The following is a 15,835-nucleotide window of genomic DNA, read 5'->3' as shown; positions in this document are numbered from 1 at the left end:
TCGCCGGTGCATCCAGCGCGCTTTATTGTTGAGGCCACCAAGAACATACCTGAAAACGCCATATACGCGGCGGACGGTGGTTCAGTGACAATCTTCGGTTGGACTTACTCGCAATTTCAGCCCCGTGATTTGGTGTGGAACCAAAATACCGGCCACCTCGGCACGGGTCTACCCTATGCCATTGGCGCGGCGATTGCGACCGAGGGCAAACGCCCCGTCGTGTTAGTGACTGGTGACTCCTCGTTCATGTTCCATATCGCCGAGCTGGAAACCGCAGCGCGCAAAAACTTGCCGATTGTCACCATTGTCGGTTGCGACTACGCGTGGGGCTTGGAAGTGGGTTGCTGGAAGAAGCAGGTTGGTCCAGACTCACCGGAGACCGAAGCGCATTGGGGTAAAGGCGTACGCTTTGACCAAATCGCCAAAGGTTTTGGCGCCGAAGGCGTATATGTTGAGCGCGAAGAGGATATCGGGCCAGCGGTTGAGCGGGCAATTGCCAGTGGCAAACCGACGGTGATCCAAGTGCCGATTGAGCCATACGCCAATGCCATGGACGCGCCGAACTACGAAGAATTTAAATCGTGGTATACCGACTTTAAGGCCGGTTACGGTGCCGAAGCAGAAGACGCGTATTAAGTTAAGGCTTTGTTATTACGTGAACGAGTTTAATAAAGCGCCGCAAGGCGCTTTAGCGCCCTTTGAACAGTTAATAAGGATAATGAATCATGCGTGAATACCATAAATTTTATATCGACGGTAAGTGGGTTGCGCCACTGGAACAGAAAACCGTAAATACCATTAATCCGGCTACCGAAGAAATTTCCGGGAGCATTGCCCTTGGTGGTGCTGGCGATGTCGACCTCGCGGTTAAAGCGGCGCGCAAAGCCTTTGCCACATGGTCGCAGACCAGCCGTGAAGAGCGCCTAGAAGTATTGCAGCGCATCATGGTGGAGTACGAAAAACGCGCTGGTGATATCGCCGCCGCAATTACCGAAGAAATGGGCGCGCCAAAGGGCTTGGCCAACGGCTTCCAAGTCGGCCTTGGTACCGGTCACTTGGCTACCGCCATTGAAGTGCTGAAAAACTTTAAGTTTGAAGAAACCCGCGGCGCCAGCACCATAGTGAAAGAGCCTATTGGGGTTTGCGGTCTTATTACACCGTGGAACTGGCCAGTAAACCAAGTCACTGTAAAAGTGTTCCCCGCACTCGCTACCGGTTGCACCGTGGTGTTAAAAGCATCGCAAGAGTCACATTTTTCTGCACAAATTTTAGCTGAAGTATTCGACGCTGCCGGTGTGCCCGCTGGTGTGTTTAATATGATTCAGGGTAAGGGCTCTGTCGTTGGCGCGGCCATGTCCTGCCACCCAGATGTTGATATGATCTCTTTCACTGGCTCCGAGCCTGCGGGTGTGGCGATTGCCCAAGCGGCGGCGCCTACCGTTAAACGTGTGTGTCAGGAGTTGGGCGGCAAGAGCGCAAACATCATTCTTGATGATGCCAATTTGGCAGAAAACGTCGCGGGTGGCGTAACGGGAATGATGGTCAATACCGGCCAAACCTGTAGTGCCACATCGCGGATGTTAGTGCCCAAGGCGCGTATGGCCGAGGCAATTGCCGCGGCAAAAGAAGCCGCAGCCCAAGTTACCGTTGGCGACCCAAATAGCGATGTCGCGATGGGGCCGGTGGTGTCTAAGAACCAATTTATTTCCGTGCAAGGCTATATTCAAAAAGGTATCGACGAAGGTGCAACCTTAATCGCTGGTGGCCTCGGTCGGCCAGAGGGTTTGGATAAAGGTTTTTACGTGAAGCCAACCGTGTTCGCCAATGTGACTAACGACATGGTCATCGCCCGCGAAGAAATCTTTGGCCCGGTGCTGGTCATCATTGCCTACGACGATATTGACCACGCTATCGAAATCGCCAACGACACCGACTTTGGTTTAGCAGGTAATGTAGCCGGTGCCGACCTTGAGCAAGCCCGCGCGGTTGCGCGTCGCATCCGCGCAGGTTCCGTAGGTATTAACAGCGGCTTCGATTTTAATAGCCCCTTCGGCGGTTATAAAAAGAGCGGTAATGGTCGCGAGTGGGGCGATTATGGCTTCCATGAATACCTAGAGATCAAAGCCATTCTGGGCTATACGCCAGAGTAATTGCTAAAGCGTATTGTTGAGTAGCGCCAATAAACGGTGCTACTCAACATGGGCTGTGCTTAAAGTATCCCGCTATTTTGGGGTATGGCTTCACGGGATTTAATTTCACTCGCCAGTTCGTCAAACGCCTCCGCCCAGTATGCCAATTCTTTATTTAGGTGCGCCCGTTGTTTTTCCGTCAAGGAGGCCTGCAAAGCGATAATGAGTTCAATACTCTTATGGGTGTTGGCGACAACAACTTGCTGATACGTTTCATCATTAGCCGCTGGCTCGGCGGTAAACAAGGTCGTGATATTCTGTTCAAAATCGGCTTCCCGCCGCGACGATAGCGTTGTTGCCAAATTTTCTCGCCAGGTTTTTCGCGCTGCCAACCAGCCCGGCCAGGCATCTTGTAATTGCTGTTCCCAATGCCGAATAATTTGGCGCTGATTCTCGTTTAAGCGGCCAATAAACCGCTTAACGGTTTTCTCAACCCGTTTAATACGTTCGCGGCTCAATTGCTTGGCATCGGCGTCAGTGTATTTTTCTTCGCTTTCGGCAATTTTATCCCCGAAATTGTCGAGCAATATTGCCACTTCGGCATCACTCAGTTGCGAGAGAATGGCTGTGATGTCCGGCGTAATTTGCGCAATAATATCCAGCCAAAACCCGTTGACCCTCAGAAGATACTGATTCACTACGACCGGCGTAAGCGGGCGCTGCAGATCATCTTGCAAGCTTCTCAATAGTGCGCTGTAGCGGGGGAGTTGAGTGGCTTGGTGCCACTGTAATTGCTGATCAAGGCGGCGCTCAAACTCAGATTCTAACTCTTTGTCTAAAACCACGTAGTCATCGACGGTCCATGCCACGATCCAGTCCAAAAACCGATATGAGGTTTTAGCAGCGCAGCCGCCCACGACTATGGCTAAGAGTAGAACGAGAAATAAGCGCGTGTACTGAAACCTGCAAGCCATATTGTTTATTCCCTAATTGGAATATCGCCCCACTGCGCGCACGTAGTAAAAACACTAGGCTCCGCAAAGCGTCTACCGTTTTACCCTATGAATAGGGCAAAAGCCAATTACGGCCCAAAAATCTCTGCAATCACCTGCTCGGGCGAAATCCCCAAGCGGTCGATTAATTGCTCGCCGATCAGCATATTCGGGCGCTGTACGATGAGTGAGGTTTCCGCTGGCCTACCAGACGGCAAACGCTTACTACTCAAGGCCTCAATAACTGAAAATTCATAACGAATCCCTTTACTCACCCCCGTACTCCCCGTGCTTAGGGTATAAGGCTCAGCGTAGCGCTTGCCGATTAGCTGTAAGTCGCCGAGATACATTGGCGCGTCACCGGCGCTGACCTTAAAGGCCAATCGCGGCCAGGTAATTCGGTAGTCATCAATAAACTGACCTTGGCCGATCCCGCTAATCACATAATGCCCCGGCTGCATGCGCCAGCTAAAGCTGCCATCAGCACTGGCAACGCCATGGCTCTGAAAGGGCTTACCGTCTTCAATGCGCAAAAGATCTACATGGGGCGCAGGTATCGCCGGCCGAAATGCACCATAGGGCAGCTGCACCTCGCCATCAATAATGTAAGTGATACTGCCAAAAACAATGACGCCACCGTCAGGGGCAAGCGCCTTATTAAAGTCGGCTTGGGGAATAATACTGAGAGCGCAGCCGCCAAGTAGAATGCTTACTATCAAGACCAGTGTTTTCATCGTTGCTCTCAAACGTATGGTTGCTGATTACACTCGCTGCTGGCTAGCTTCGGCTGTCCGGTTTCGCCTGTAGATTTATGACATCATCAGCAGTTTTTCTGTTAGTAAGATCATCCTACTTCTAGTTTGGCGAGTAAATGCAATTAGAGTGGTGATAGGAAGAACATTCTCGGCTGATCTTATTTAGTGATATCGCCTTGGTCAGCGGGAAAATGCGAGCGAGAGCGAGTGGTTTTTCCGATGCAGCAACTTGTTAGGTTTAGTCCCACACTGAAATACCTTCTGTTGCCAATGCCTGTTGAATACTAATTCGATCGCACAAACGTTCTGCATAATTAGTGTATGAGGGAAATTTACTTCGCATATCATAACCTTCCAATACTCCCCATCTATAGAAAACAAGCCAAAACGGATCAACCACTGAGAATTCACTGCCAAGCGAATACTCTTTATGAACCAATTGTGTTTCGATTTCTGAAAGACACTGCCCGTAGTTGATATTTCCACTTTCTTTAACAGCAGGGTAGTTTTGTTTATTTAGAACAAATCTCTCAGGTCTAAACAACTGCGCAAACGCTACATGGACTGTATTAGATGACCATGCAAGTAACTCAAGACAACGTGCCTAAGCTTCTGAATGTTCTGGGGGATAAAGACCAGAATTTGGGAATCGACGACCGAGAAAAGCGAGAATTGCCGCATTTTCGGTCAAAGTGAAGCCATCAATTTGTAAAGCTGGAATGCGCCCCTTCGGATTAACGGCAAGATATTCGGCTGAAAAGTTATCACTATTTGCTGTTGAGAACTTTCGAAGTTTAAACGGTTCACCAATTTCGTTTAATACAATATGAGGAGCCAAAGAACAGGAGCCCGGTGAGTAGAAAAGTGAAATATTCATTGAATCTCCTATGAAACCTAACGCCCAGCTAACCGTGCAAATTTTTGATGGCGGCTTTTATGCGTTTTTTTGCATAAAAGGTGACAGCGAACATTTGTCCGATTGAGCCGTTTGTTATGCGCTGGTGACTGTAAATACACCACTAGCCCGCGCAATACGTTTTGTATTTACAATAAAATAGCAATTAGCGAACGCCATTTTACGACCAACTTTTTGTAAGTCGGTTTCTATTTCAATCCAATCACCTAGTTTAGCTGACCCAGCATAATCTATAGTGAGACTTGCCGTAACGATTGGAACAGGAGAATCACCTGAAAAAGCTGCATTATACCCAAGAGCAATATCGGCGAGGCTACTAAAAACTCCACCATGTACTTGTTCTCTAGCATTACAATGCTTTTCTTCAGCTCGTAATCCTATTACCAATCCATTTCCCGTTTTCTTATTAAATATTGGGCCTAATAACTCCAAATATGGACTGCTTCTGAAAATTGGCTCAAATCCTACTGGGATATTACTCATAGTTTGTTTTTTCCATACGCATAACGCCACAAGCAGCCGCGCCGCCTTGCCTTGTTATGGGTGTTTTGGCAGAATATACCAATATTTGGTACAGGAGGCTCTCCATGGCTAGAAATACCAGCATTACGCTTGGCCCCCACTTTGATGAATTCATTGCTGCCCAGCTTGAAAATGGCCGCTATGGCTCCGCTAGCGAAGTGGTTCGAGCAGGATTGCGCTTGCTTGAAGAGACCGAGAGCAAACTTGAAAGATTGCGGCGCCTCTTGGATGAAGGCGAGCAAAGTGGGATAGCGGAGTATTCGCTTGAAAGTGTTATTGCCGAACTGGATAACGAAGTTCACTAATGCTTCCATTCCTACTCACCTCCGCCGCTCGAAAAGACATAATTGATATTGGCCGCTTTACCACTGAGAAGTGGGGAAAGCGTCAGCGCGACAAATACCTCAAGCAACTTGACGATGCTTTTAGGCTCCTTGCTCGACAGGCGGAGATTGGCCGCGATGCGGAAGACGTAAAGCCAGGATACAAAAAGTTTAGCCAAGGCAGTCATATCATCTTTTACCGAGCCGGCACAGAATCCAAGATTGTCGTGATCCGCATTCTCCACAACAGCATGGATGTGGAACAGCACCTCTAAAACCCATAACAGTTTATTATAACGACTCAGGCCATATATCACTTTGGCCCCTTGTCAAGAAGCGAGCTTTAATGTTGTTTGAAAAAATTTAGGGAATTCAAGAAGGTGGCTGAATCGCGATGAGCGGGCGCCGAGCAAACGAAGACTGTCCCTTTATTTCTGTTTAACATTCCTTTCCCCTGATCATATCGGGTTTTTTAAAAAGATCAAAGAGTTATAAAATTCGCCGGAGTGATAGTGGGAGTTAGGCTGCTGTTCACGGTGGGTGGGGTGGTGGGAGTTTGGTGGTATTGGATTCTGAATCAAGTTCAGAATGACGGGGCGGGGAGTTAAGCATGACGGCATGTAGCCGTCATGGTCTGTTGTGCAAGGTATGGGCGATTTATTTTGCCTGCGCAAACATCCGTGCGCGGGTTTCTTCTGGCAGTGGTTCTAGGCCAGATTCCATGGTGATATCAAAACTTCCCACGCCCATGGCGAGTACAGTGTAGCTGCCGACTAAGAAGATCATGTCCATGATCTCTTTGTTGCTAAAGCGCGTGGCGAGTTTTGCAAACGTCGCGTCGCTGACGCGGGTGTGGTGGTATAGGTCGTCGGCAACGCTGATGAGTTCGGCGTCGTCGCTGCTCCAGCCTTCGGCCTTGGGGCCAAGCTGAATGCGTTCAAGTTCGGCCTCGCTGAGTCCGGCGCGGCGGCCCAGTATAAGATGCTGTACAAATTCGTATTCGGATTTCACCAGCCAGCTGGTGCGCAATATGAGCAGCTCGCGCCCCCTAACCGGCAGGCTGCTATTGGCGGCAACGTGGCTGTTTAGGGTCATAAAGGCCTTGGCCAATTCGGGGTAGTGGGCGAACATGCCTAAGGTGTTTAGCCCGCGTTGGTCCTCGCTTTGTTCGGCCCATTTGCCCATGACAAAATTTAAGCTGCCGGGGAAGGCGCCCAGTGCGTCAAGAATTTCCTCATTCCAATCCGGTGGTAATAGCGGGTTTATCTTTGGCGCTTGATTGCTGGGCATAGGGTGTTCCGAATAGCTGTGTTAAATGGTTTTCAGGGCACTCGCTGCGAATCAGCGACCCTTCCACTGGGGCCGGCGTTTCTCAGCAAAGGCTTTAGGGCCTTCTTGGGCGTCTTCGCTGTTATAACAATATTCAGAGGCGTGGCGGGCGGCTTTAAGTGCTGCCGAGCGACCCATTTCGGTGGAGATCATCACGGTTTCTCTGGCCGCTTTAACAGACAGTGGCGCACCGTCGAGAATTTCTGCCGCTAATTCTAGTGCGGTCGCCATTAAGTTTTCTGGTTGAGCTAAGCGATTCACTAGGCCAATTTCATAGGCGCGTTGTGCGGTGATGGGTTTTCCGGTGAGCAGTATCTCCATCATGATGCGCTGGGGAATCATGTGAATTAAGGGGGAGGCCCAGGGCGAGCTGCGGCCGACTTTCACTTCGGTGACCGCAAATTTTGCCGAGCTACTGGCCACGCAGAGGTCACAGGCTTGGGCGATCATCCAACCGCCCGCAAAGGCCACGCCGTTTACCGCCGCAATGGTCGGCTTGGATAATTCAACGGTGTCATAGGGCATGGCATACATATCCCTAGGTGGCACTTTCATGCCGGTGTCGACCATCTCTTTAAGGTCGCCGCCCGCGCAAAAGGCTTTGTCGCCAGTGCCGGTGAGTATGGCAACCCGCAGCGCGTGGTCGCGTTCAAAGCGCTCCCAGGCCGCGAATAAACCTTCGCGTATTTCTTTGCCCAAAGCGTTGCGGGTCTCAGGACGGTTCAGGGTAATAATGGCAATGCCGTCGTCGCGGGCATCGAATAAAACTGCATCTGTCATCAGAAGCCTCTCTGTTGCATGGTGTGCGCGGCGCGCGCGAGTTCTTCTTGAAAATCCGGGTGGGCAATGGCGACTAAGCGGCGGCTGCGCTCAGCGACATTTTGGCCCCTAAGCTCAGCGGCACCAAATTCCGTCACGATAATATCGACATCGCTGCGGGCGGTGGTAACTGGCCCAGATAAGTTTGTAGTAATCCGGCTGATACTGCCGCCTTTGGCGGTTGCCGGTAAGGCGATAATCGAGTGGCCGCCACGGGAGCGAACCCCGGCGCGGACAAAGTCGACTTGGCCGCCGCTGCCACCCATATAGGCCGAACCACTTTGTTCGGCATTTACCTGGCCGCTGAGATCAACTTCAAGGGCGGAGTTGATGGTGACCAAATTTTCAAGTTGCGCGAGTACCGCGGGGTTGTGGGTGTGGTTGGCATTGCACATTCGGATGACGGGATTGCGGTGTACAAATTTAAAAAGACGCCGCGTGCCGATTAAGGCTCCGTTGATTGAGACCCCTTGGTCAATGGCTTTGCGGGCGTTAGTCACTACACCGGCTTCAACCAGTTCGACGAGGCCATCGCCAAGCATACCTGAGTGCACGCCTAGGTCTTTACGGTTGCGTAATAAACGTAAAATCGCGTCTGGCACCGCGCCGACACCGGTTTGAATTACCGCGCCGTCGTTGATATAGCTGGCCGCAAAGGCCGCGATTTTTTCGTCATTGTCGCTGATGCTTGCTGCGCCGACTTCCGCAGGCTGGCGAGAGACGTGCACGGCGCAGTCGATTTCTGATTCATGCAAAAACTCTCCATGCGTGTAGGGTACTTGGTCGTTCACTTCGGCGATGACAACACGGGCTTTGGCAACAGCATCTTGAACATGGTCGCTGATGAGGCCAAAGCTATGATTGCCGTTTTCATCGGCGGGGCTAACTTGTATAAAGGCGACATCGCAGCCAATGATGCCAGTGCTAATCATGGGGCCGACTTGGCTGACATGGCAGGGAATGATGCTGAGCTTATTCGCCTTGGTCAGAGCGCGCAGTGCGCCGATGGCACCCATGCTCGACATGGTCAGGTGCTGAGTCGATTCTGGGGTAAACAGGCCAGAAAAGCTCGTCGCAATAAACGCTGATAGTTCAGGTATCGCGCTGCTCTGGGCTATAAGTGCTTCAACCAGTGTGGTCGGTTCGCCACAGGCTTGACCGATGACGATGTGATCGCCGGGGCGTAGAAACTGGCCGAGATCTAATTGCTCGGCGTTGACATGCACGGTCATGATTTATTCGCCAAGGCCAGTAGCGCTTGTGCGCGGGCAAGATGAGGGCGGTCTAACATCGCACCTTTGTAGCCGATGGTACCGACGCCGGGATTGGCAGCAAACAGATCAACAATTTCCTGGGCGGCAGTAAATTCTTCTGGGCTGGGTGTGAAGGCGGCGTTTATAACGTCGACCTGCGCGGGGTGAATCGCCAGCATGCCTCGGTAGCCGTCGCGGCGCACTTTTTCGGCGCGCTTGCGCAGGGTTTCTAGGTCGCGGAAGTCGCCTTGAATCGTTTCAATTGCGGCGACACCGGCAGCGGCAGCGCCGAGTAAGCACAGGCTGCGGGCGAGTTCATAGGTAAAACCGTAGCTGCCGTCGGGATTGCGGTTTTCACTGGCGCCGATGTCGTCAGCGAGGTCTTCTGCGCCCCAGCTCATGGCAACGAGTCGCGGCGCGCCTTTGTAGTCGCCGGTGGTGAACATGCCGGCGGCGGTTTCTGTGACCAATGCCAGTACCGGCGTCGAACCCTGCTCGATACCGTTGGCAACTTCCAGTGCCGACAGGTAGTGGTCGAGTACCACAACATCTTGCGGGCCGTAAGTTTTTGGCAGCATGATCCCACCGGGGTGCGATGGCATCACTGCCGCTAAATCGGCGAGGGTGTGTGGTCCGTCGAGTGGGTTCACTCTTACCCAGAGCCGGTGTTTGTCGCTTTGGGCTTGGCTGGCGAGAAATGCTGAAATCATCTCGCGAGCCGCTGGCTTGGCATCTTCCGCGACCGCGTCTTCTAAATCGAAAATAACGATATCTGCGGCGCTAGCGCTGGCTTTTTCTATTTTGCGCTGGCTGTCGCCGGGGGCGAACAGCCAAGAGCGGGCGTTAAAGGTTTGCGGTGTGGGCGTCATTACTGATATTCCTTTTATTCAATCGCCGGATATTAATAGGACTTGGGGAGGCCCAGCACTTTTTCGGCAAGAAAATTTAAAATCATGTGTGCGCTAACTGGTGCGGTGCGGGGAATTAAAATCTCCCGTAGATACCGCTCAACGTGGTATTCCTGCGCATAGCCCATACCGCCTAACGTCGACAGTGCCGTGTGGCAGGCTTCAAAGCCAGCTTCAGCGGCGAGGTATTTACCGGCGTTGGCTTCGACGCCGCAGTCTTTGCCCTTATCAAACAATGTGGCGCCTTTCATGACCATCAGATTGGCGGCTTCCAATTGCGCCCAGCATTTGGCGAGGGGGTGTTGGATGCCTTGGTTCATGCCAATGGGGCGGTCAAAGACGATGCGTTCTTTGGCGTATTTGGCGGCGCGGTCAATGGCAACACGACCTAGGCCAACGGCTTCGGCGCCAAGTAAAATTCGCTCTGGGTTCAAGCCGTGGAGGATTATTTTAAAGCCGTCGCCTTCAGCGCCGATGCGGTCTTCTTCCGGTATCCAAAAATCGGAAATGAACAACATATTGGAGTCCACCGCGTGGCGGCCCATTTTGGGTATTTTGCGAATCTCAATTTTGCTGCGATCAATATCGGTGAAGAACAGCGAGAGGCCTTCGGTTTTGCGTTTGACCTGATCCAGTGGCGTGGTGCGCGCGAGAATCATCATTTTATTCGCGACTTGGGCAACCGAGATCCAGATCTTCTCGCCGTTGACCATATAACCACCTTCACGCTTTTCGGCGTGAGTTTTGAGCTTGGTGGTGTCGAGTCCGGTATTGGGTTCGGTCACGGCAAAACAGATTTTATGTTCGCCACTAAGCACCGGTGGAATCATACGCTGTTGCTGTTCTTCGGTGCCGAAGATAGCAACCGGCTGCATGCTAAATACGGGGCCGTGAATACTTGAGGCCGCGGTCATGCCGCCGCCGGATTCGGCCACGGCCTGCATCATTATGGCGGCTTCGGTAATACCGAGACCGGCGCCACCGACTGATTCGGGCATGGCCACGCCGAGCCAACCGGCGTCGGCCATGGACTTGTGAAACTCGTGGGGAAAGACGCCGTCGTTATCCCGCGCTAGCCAGTATTCGTCTGGAAACTGAGAGCAGTGTTTGAGCACCGCGTCTCGAATATTTTGCTGATCATCGGTGAGAGAAAAATCCACGAACTCACTCCTTTAAAAATGCAATGCGATGCAGGTCAATTTACTTGGCTGAGGTGGCGTTGCTACGCGCGACTTCGTCCAAAACTTCTTGAGTATTCTCGCCCAAGGTCGGCGCTGGGCTGGCAACTTTACCCGGTGTTTTTGAAAACCACGTCGGTACGCCGGGGAAGCGGGTTTCGCCGTAGGGGGTATCCAGTGTTTCAAAAAAACCAACCGCATTTAGGTGCGGATTATCAAATAGTTCATCGGTGGTTCGCAGTGGTGCGGCGGGAATGCCGAGCTTGCGCAGCAGCTCTAGCCATTCTTGGGTGGTGCGCTCTAGAAAGGTGTCTGCCAACAGGCCGTAAACGGTATTAATTCTAGCTGCGCGCTGCTGTAGGGTTGCGAACTCAGGGCTTTCCCAGCTTGGTTTTACCGCCTCCATAAACAATGACCAGTGTTTGTCGTTGTAGACAAGCGCAGAAATTTGGCCATCTTTGGTCTGGTAGGGGCGACGATTTTTAACGACCGCGCGGTGATAGTGAGCGGGGCCAAGTGGCGGATTAAACATGGCGCCGTCGGCGTGTTCTACCAACATAAACGAGGCCATGGTCTCAAACATGCTGACCTCAACCTCTTGGCCTTCACCGGTGCGCTCCTTGTGTAGTAGGCCCATGGTCGTCGCGTAAACGGCGGTTAAGCCAGCAACTTTGTCGGCGACAATAGTGCCAACATAGTCGGCTTTGCCGGTGAGCAAGCCTTGCACATAAGGGAGGCCACATTCCGCTTGGATGGTGTCATCGTAGGCGGGAAGATCCGCATCGGGGCCGCGCCGTCCGTAGCCGTAACAGTTGGTATAAACGATATCTGGCTTGAGCGCGGCAACGTCATCATAGCCAAAGCCGAGTTTACTTATGGCTTTGGCGCGCATGGAATGGATGAAAACATCGGCGGTTTTTATCAATTCACGCAGCGTGGCAATATCGGCTTCGGCGCGTAAATCTAGGACGATGCTGCGTTTGCCGCGATTCACATTGGCAAACACGCCGCACATGCCGGGCGCCGGCCCAGGTGATACGTAGCGGGTGTTATCCCCCGCTGGGGGTTCTATCTTAATGACGTCGGCACCCATGTCCGCAAGGATTTGAGTGCAGTAGGGACCCATCACCATAGCGGTGAGGTCAACAATTTTTATACCCTTGAGGGGGCCGGATTTTTCCACGAGATTTCACTCCGAGCAAGTGGCGCCAAAAACGCGCTAGTTTTTGTTCACCTAAATACAGTTGCGACGAAAACAACGTCGTCACAATAGGTCAATTTAGCGCCGACGCCTGCCACTGCGACGCGCCGAAACGGCGCGGCTGACAGTGCTGCGTTGGTTTTATTTTTTCGCTTACTGCTGCCCTTCGGCGTACCAAGTGCGGAAGCGATCGTAGTTAGGAGTGTTTAGGTTTTCGTTACCGCCGTGGTTAACGACAGGGTCGATTGGCACGTGGATAACGGTAGGCTTGCCGCTGGCAAAGGCTTCGGTAACGGCCTTGCTAATATCTTCACCCTTTTCAACGTACATACCTTGGCAACCCAGTGCTTCGGCCATTTTGTCGAAGCGAACATTTTTGCTCCAATGCACGCCGGGTTCGGTGGTGTTGCCGTGGCCGAAGGTGCGTTTGTAAACGCCTACTTCCAGTCCCCAGGCATTGTCGACGGCAACCACGATCACCATAGGCATGTTAAAGCGCTGCACAACTTCCAGTTCACCAATGTGGTAAAGGAAGGCGGAGTCACTGGTGGTAAACAGTACCGGCCGCTTGCCACCGTCCGCGATGCATGCACCTACGGCGTAGGACAGGCCGGTGCCCAGACAGCCAAAGTTTTGGTTCCAGATAACGTCGCGGGGTTTGCTCTGCAAATAGGTCCACGTAAAGATAACGGTACAGCCACCGTCGCGAACGTGAATGGCGTTTTCGGGCATGGCCTTGGTGCTTTCGATAACCCACTGGCCAGTGTGAACGCGGCCACTGTCGGTGCTGAAATCTTGCAGGGTAAGCGCGTGCAGGCGCTCTTTGTCTTCATTAATCCAACGCTGCAGTTCTGGGTGCTCGGCGCGGGGGCTGTCTTTCAGTGCGGCGGAAAGCTGGGGTACAACCGTCCTTAGGTCGCCAACCAGCGGCACTTCAATTGGTCGGTTCTGGCCGATGGCCTCGGGGTCTAATTCAACATTGATCCATGTGCGATCGGTGTTGCCTTCGGCCCAGAGGTAGCCGCGACCGAAATGCACCGGCTCGCCAATCTCGGTGCCAATCGCAACCACGACGTCAGATTTGGCAACGATTTCATCCGCCACTTCCGCAAACAGATAGGGGAAGGTGCGGTCTTCTAAGCCTTCGATAAAGGCAGTGCCGCCGGAGGTCTGCAACACAGGGCAGCCCATGAGGTCGGCCAGCTCTTTTACTTTGGCGCCGGCGCGGGTGCATTGCACAGCGTGACCGACGAGTAGGATAGGACACTTAGCAGCTTTAATGAGTTCGGCGGCCTTGGCGACCATATTGGCATCGGCGCCGGGCTCAACTAGGCGATAATCTTTGGGTGGCAGGGCGGCCGGGACATCCAATTCTTGGAGAATGACGTTAGAGGGGTACTCAATGTACACCGGACCCGGTGTGCCAGATTGGCAAACCCGCAGGGCGTGACGAATGATTTCATCGGTTTGGTCTGCGTACTCAATACTGGTGCTGTATTTAACCGAGTTTTTGAACAAGTCTTCTTGTTGAATAAATTGGATTCGACCGCGGCGAACGCGGCGTTCGGTAACCCGGGCGCGTTGGCCGCCGATGTAAATGACCGGCGAGTTTTCAACCAATGAATTCATCATGGAGCCAGACGCCAGCGCAATACCGGGCCCAAGTGTGGCAATACACAAAGCGGGGGTGCCGTTCATCCGGGCATAGGCCTCGGCCATCATGCCGGCAGCGAGTTCATGGTGGGGGGTGACGACTTTCCAGCCACGCTTTTCTGCAGCGACAAACATGTGCACAAAGTTGGGGTCAGGAATACCAAATAGTGCTTTCACGCCTTCCGCTTCAAACAGCTCGAGAATGCGCTCGTAAACAGGGATGGTTTTTTTGTCGCCGCTTGCAGCTACAGGTGCTGGGCTCTTTTCATCTGAGTACATAGTGATAGACCTTATTTATCGATTGATTTTGGTTTGCCGGCACCCAGGTATTGGGATAGCTGGTGGTGTAAATTAACGATGGCGCGCTCCATATAAGGGTTGGGTCTTGGCCCTTTGAAGCCATAGGACTTCATGCCCTGCTGTACGGCCGCCATATTGGCGAAATCTTGAGACAGCACATAGCACCACGCTTCTTCCGTTGCTGGGCAGTACTCCCATTCGGTCTCGGGTTCGCCGCCTTCTGGGAATAACTCGAATACCGCTGCTTCAAAAATGCATTTGTCGGGATCGTTGTTATAGGGCCTAGCGCTGTAGCACAGGGCGTTATTCACCGCGTGGCCAATTTGAAAGTTCGGGAATATCTGCCACGCCGTACCGCTTTTGCCAACATGGGCGGGGTCTACGGTGGGCCAAACGACGCCCCGGGCTTCATCAAACTCGCGGGCGCTTTTCAACCAGTGTTGTAGAACTTCGCCGGGCGGGGTACCTTCGGGTAATTCGTCAACGAGGCGCTCGGCGGCATCAACGAGGGTTTGGGTGGTGTTGGTATTTGCCTTGTCCCAGGTGTAGCGCTGCATTTCTGCGGTGGAGATGCGAGGGTCGGCATTGGTGCCAAGCCGCAGTTTTGCAGATTGGTTTTGATCCATGTTCTTTGGCGCTTCATAGCCAATATTACTGTGCTTGCCTTGCACCTTAGCCCAGCCGCGGAATTCACCGTATTTATTAAATTCGGGGTGGGTCATTTGCACGTGATAGGTTTCGCTAAAAGCTTCCATGGCAACTTTCCAGTTGCAATCGAATACACCCCATTTGCGCCAGCGGAAACGCATATTTTGCAGTTCGAAGGGATCGAGCATGCCAGCGGCCGGCGCCAAATAATCCTGCAGCGATTCACAGTCTGGATCCATGTTGATCCACAACCAGCCACCCCAGGTGTCGACATTGACGCTGCTTAAACTGGTGCAAGAATCGGTGAGTGAATTGTTCCAGTCGTCTTTGTGGATGATGTGGGTGTTGTCGCCTTCTAAATTAAAGCGCCAGCCATGAAAGCCACACACGAACTGCTGTTTTATACCTTTGGTGTTGAGATTGCCTTTGGGGATGTCGATTAATCGGCGCCCGCGATGGGGACAGACATTGTGGTAAGCGCGAATTTTGTCGGCAGCAGTACGTACAATAATGATTGAGTCATCAAGAAGGTTGTAGGTGAGAAAACTGCCGACCTCTGGAATTTCTTCAATACGGCCTGCTTGTAGCCAGACTTTTCGCCACAGTTTGGCCTGTTCAGCTTTTGCGTATTCTGGCGATGTGTAAGCCGTTACGTCGAGCTGGACGGCTTCGGATAGCGCTTCAGTCGCTGGGCTGTTCTTGCCTGTGTCACTCATGGCGTCCTCTCTTTGTTCGATATATTGAAAGCGTCGAGTAAAATATGTCCATACATATAATTTGTCACAATATTTAGGCTTAATCAATTTATTTAATGCTTATGAGAGCTGTAATTTATATTTGTACGTACAAAAATATGTGCTATTTTGTTATTTGTCTGGTGTGTTGTCGTCATAGTTTTGGTATGTCAGT

At 52.2% G+C, this 15,835-nt stretch carries 16 protein-coding genes; 4 read left to right on the top strand and 12 right to left on the bottom strand.

All coding sequences use genetic code 11. From position 1 onward, the window contains the following. Together ABYT30_RS01440 and ABYT30_RS01435 are read left to right on the top strand one after the other, a co-directional pair. Positions 1 to 636, top strand: a 636-nt coding sequence (locus tag ABYT30_RS01440) for a thiamine pyrophosphate-dependent enzyme (protein ID WP_373094921.1), incomplete at its 5' end; no start/stop codon positions are given. An 89-nt stretch (positions 637 to 725) separates the two neighbouring features. Continuing rightward, on the top strand, positions 726 to 2,150 hold the full coding sequence (locus ABYT30_RS01435) for an aldehyde dehydrogenase family protein (protein WP_373077548.1): 1,425 nt from the start codon (positions 726 to 728) through the stop codon (positions 2,148 to 2,150). Positions 2,151 to 2,209: 59 nt separating this feature from the next. On the opposite strand, the gene ABYT30_RS01430 is transcribed toward ABYT30_RS01435, so the two are convergent. The 4 genes from ABYT30_RS01430 to ABYT30_RS01415 all read right to left on the bottom strand — a co-directional run bounded on the left by ABYT30_RS01430 (position 2,210) and on the right by ABYT30_RS01415 (position 5,275). Continuing rightward, on the bottom strand, positions 2,210 to 3,103 hold the full coding sequence (locus ABYT30_RS01430; protein ID WP_373077546.1) for a DUF6279 family lipoprotein: 894 nt from the start codon (positions 3,101 to 3,103) through the stop codon (positions 2,210 to 2,212). A gap of 107 nt (positions 3,104 to 3,210) precedes the next feature. Further along, positions 3,211 to 3,855, bottom strand: coding sequence for a hypothetical protein (locus tag ABYT30_RS01425; RefSeq protein ID WP_373077545.1), 645 nt, complete (start codon positions 3,853 to 3,855; stop codon positions 3,211 to 3,213). A 625-nt stretch (positions 3,856 to 4,480) separates the two neighbouring features. Next, complete coding sequence (locus ABYT30_RS01420) at positions 4,481 to 4,753, bottom strand: glutathione S-transferase N-terminal domain-containing protein (RefSeq protein ID WP_373077542.1); 273 nt, start codon at positions 4,751 to 4,753, stop codon at positions 4,481 to 4,483. A gap of 114 nt (positions 4,754 to 4,867) precedes the next feature. Further along, on the bottom strand, positions 4,868 to 5,275 hold the full coding sequence (locus ABYT30_RS01415) for a PaaI family thioesterase (protein WP_373094919.1): 408 nt from the start codon (positions 5,273 to 5,275) through the stop codon (positions 4,868 to 4,870). A gap of 104 nt (positions 5,276 to 5,379) precedes the next feature. Between ABYT30_RS01415 and ABYT30_RS01410 the strand changes: the two genes are divergently transcribed. Together ABYT30_RS01410 and ABYT30_RS01405 are read left to right on the top strand one after the other, a co-directional pair. Further along, positions 5,380 to 5,619 (top strand): type II toxin-antitoxin system ParD family antitoxin, encoded by a 240-nt coding sequence (locus tag ABYT30_RS01410; protein WP_373094916.1) that lies wholly within the window; start codon positions 5,380 to 5,382, stop codon positions 5,617 to 5,619. Next, entirely contained in the window at positions 5,619 to 5,912 is a 294-nt protein-coding gene (locus ABYT30_RS01405) for a type II toxin-antitoxin system RelE/ParE family toxin (RefSeq protein ID WP_373077346.1), read from the top strand. The genes ABYT30_RS01410 and ABYT30_RS01405 overlap by 1 nt, the downstream gene beginning before the upstream one ends. Positions 5,913 to 6,294: 382 nt before the next feature. Here ABYT30_RS01405 and ABYT30_RS01400 read toward each other — a convergent pair whose 3' ends face one another. The 8 genes from ABYT30_RS01400 to ABYT30_RS01365 all read right to left on the bottom strand — a co-directional run bounded on the left by ABYT30_RS01400 (position 6,295) and on the right by ABYT30_RS01365 (position 15,642). Then, on the bottom strand, positions 6,295 to 6,927 hold the full coding sequence (locus tag ABYT30_RS01400) for a carboxymuconolactone decarboxylase family protein (protein ID WP_373077347.1): 633 nt from the start codon (positions 6,925 to 6,927) through the stop codon (positions 6,295 to 6,297). Between the two features lie 51 nt (positions 6,928 to 6,978). Then, positions 6,979 to 7,746, bottom strand: a complete 768-nt coding sequence (locus tag ABYT30_RS01395; RefSeq protein WP_373077348.1) for an enoyl-CoA hydratase/isomerase family protein — start codon at positions 7,744 to 7,746, stop codon at positions 6,979 to 6,981. Next, positions 7,746 to 9,017, bottom strand: coding sequence for an acetyl-CoA hydrolase/transferase family protein (locus ABYT30_RS01390; RefSeq protein WP_373077349.1), 1,272 nt, complete (start codon positions 9,015 to 9,017; stop codon positions 7,746 to 7,748). The genes ABYT30_RS01395 and ABYT30_RS01390 overlap by 1 nt, the downstream gene beginning before the upstream one ends. Continuing rightward, complete coding sequence (locus tag ABYT30_RS01385) at positions 9,014 to 9,907, bottom strand: CoA ester lyase (protein ID WP_373077351.1); 894 nt, start codon at positions 9,905 to 9,907, stop codon at positions 9,014 to 9,016. Before ABYT30_RS01385 ends, ABYT30_RS01390 begins: the two co-directional genes overlap by 4 nt. Before the next feature lie 32 nt (positions 9,908 to 9,939). Beyond that, entirely contained in the window at positions 9,940 to 11,106 is a 1,167-nt protein-coding gene (locus ABYT30_RS01380) for an acyl-CoA dehydrogenase family protein (protein ID WP_373077353.1), read from the bottom strand. Between the two features lie 40 nt (positions 11,107 to 11,146). Further along, complete coding sequence (locus ABYT30_RS01375) at positions 11,147 to 12,307, bottom strand: CaiB/BaiF CoA transferase family protein (RefSeq protein ID WP_373077356.1); 1,161 nt, start codon at positions 12,305 to 12,307, stop codon at positions 11,147 to 11,149. A 171-nt stretch (positions 12,308 to 12,478) separates the two neighbouring features. Next, positions 12,479 to 14,257 carry a thiamine pyrophosphate-binding protein gene (locus tag ABYT30_RS01370; protein WP_373094913.1) on the bottom strand — a complete coding sequence of 593 codons (1,779 nt, stop codon included), beginning with the start codon at positions 14,255 to 14,257 and terminating at the stop codon, positions 12,479 to 12,481. A gap of 11 nt (positions 14,258 to 14,268) precedes the next feature. Then, on the bottom strand, positions 14,269 to 15,642 hold the full coding sequence (locus ABYT30_RS01365; protein ID WP_373077361.1) for an aromatic ring-hydroxylating dioxygenase subunit alpha: 1,374 nt from the start codon (positions 15,640 to 15,642) through the stop codon (positions 14,269 to 14,271). Between the last annotated feature and the right edge of the window lie 193 nt (positions 15,643 to 15,835).

The sequence above is a fragment of the Zhongshania sp. genome (assembly GCF_041623545.1).
In the GTDB taxonomy this organism is placed as follows: domain Bacteria; phylum Pseudomonadota; class Gammaproteobacteria; order Pseudomonadales; family Spongiibacteraceae; genus Spongiibacter.
Note: the sequence above shows the minus strand (reverse complement) of the source record. Positions and strands in the feature narration are given on the sequence as shown.

Coding starts and splice junctions, on each gene's coding strand:
- ABYT30_RS01385 (WP_373077351.1), bottom strand. CDS start 9,907: ATGACGCCCACACCGCAAACCTTTAACGCCCGCTCTTGGCTGTTCGCC.
- ABYT30_RS01430 (WP_373077546.1), bottom strand. CDS start 3,103: ATGGCTTGCAGGTTTCAGTACACGCGCTTATTTCTCGTTCTACTCTTA.
- ABYT30_RS01415 (WP_373094919.1), bottom strand. CDS start 5,275: ATGAGTAATATCCCAGTAGGATTTGAGCCAATTTTCAGAAGCAGTCCA.
- ABYT30_RS01390 (WP_373077349.1), bottom strand. CDS start 9,017: ATGACCGTGCATGTCAACGCCGAGCAATTAGATCTCGGCCAGTTTCTA.
- ABYT30_RS01410 (WP_373094916.1), top strand. CDS start 5,380: ATGGCTAGAAATACCAGCATTACGCTTGGCCCCCACTTTGATGAATTC.
- ABYT30_RS01365 (WP_373077361.1), bottom strand. CDS start 15,642: ATGAGTGACACAGGCAAGAACAGCCCAGCGACTGAAGCGCTATCCGAA.
- ABYT30_RS01370 (WP_373094913.1), bottom strand. CDS start 14,257: ATGTACTCAGATGAAAAGAGCCCAGCACCTGTAGCTGCAAGCGGCGAC.
- ABYT30_RS01400 (WP_373077347.1), bottom strand. CDS start 6,927: ATGCCCAGCAATCAAGCGCCAAAGATAAACCCGCTATTACCACCGGAT.
- ABYT30_RS01405 (WP_373077346.1), top strand. CDS start 5,619: ATGCTTCCATTCCTACTCACCTCCGCCGCTCGAAAAGACATAATTGAT.
- ABYT30_RS01420 (WP_373077542.1), bottom strand. CDS start 4,753: ATGAATATTTCACTTTTCTACTCACCGGGCTCCTGTTCTTTGGCTCCT.
- ABYT30_RS01395 (WP_373077348.1), bottom strand. CDS start 7,746: ATGACAGATGCAGTTTTATTCGATGCCCGCGACGACGGCATTGCCATT.
- ABYT30_RS01435 (WP_373077548.1), top strand. CDS start 726: ATGCGTGAATACCATAAATTTTATATCGACGGTAAGTGGGTTGCGCCA.
- ABYT30_RS01425 (WP_373077545.1), bottom strand. CDS start 3,855: ATGAAAACACTGGTCTTGATAGTAAGCATTCTACTTGGCGGCTGCGCT.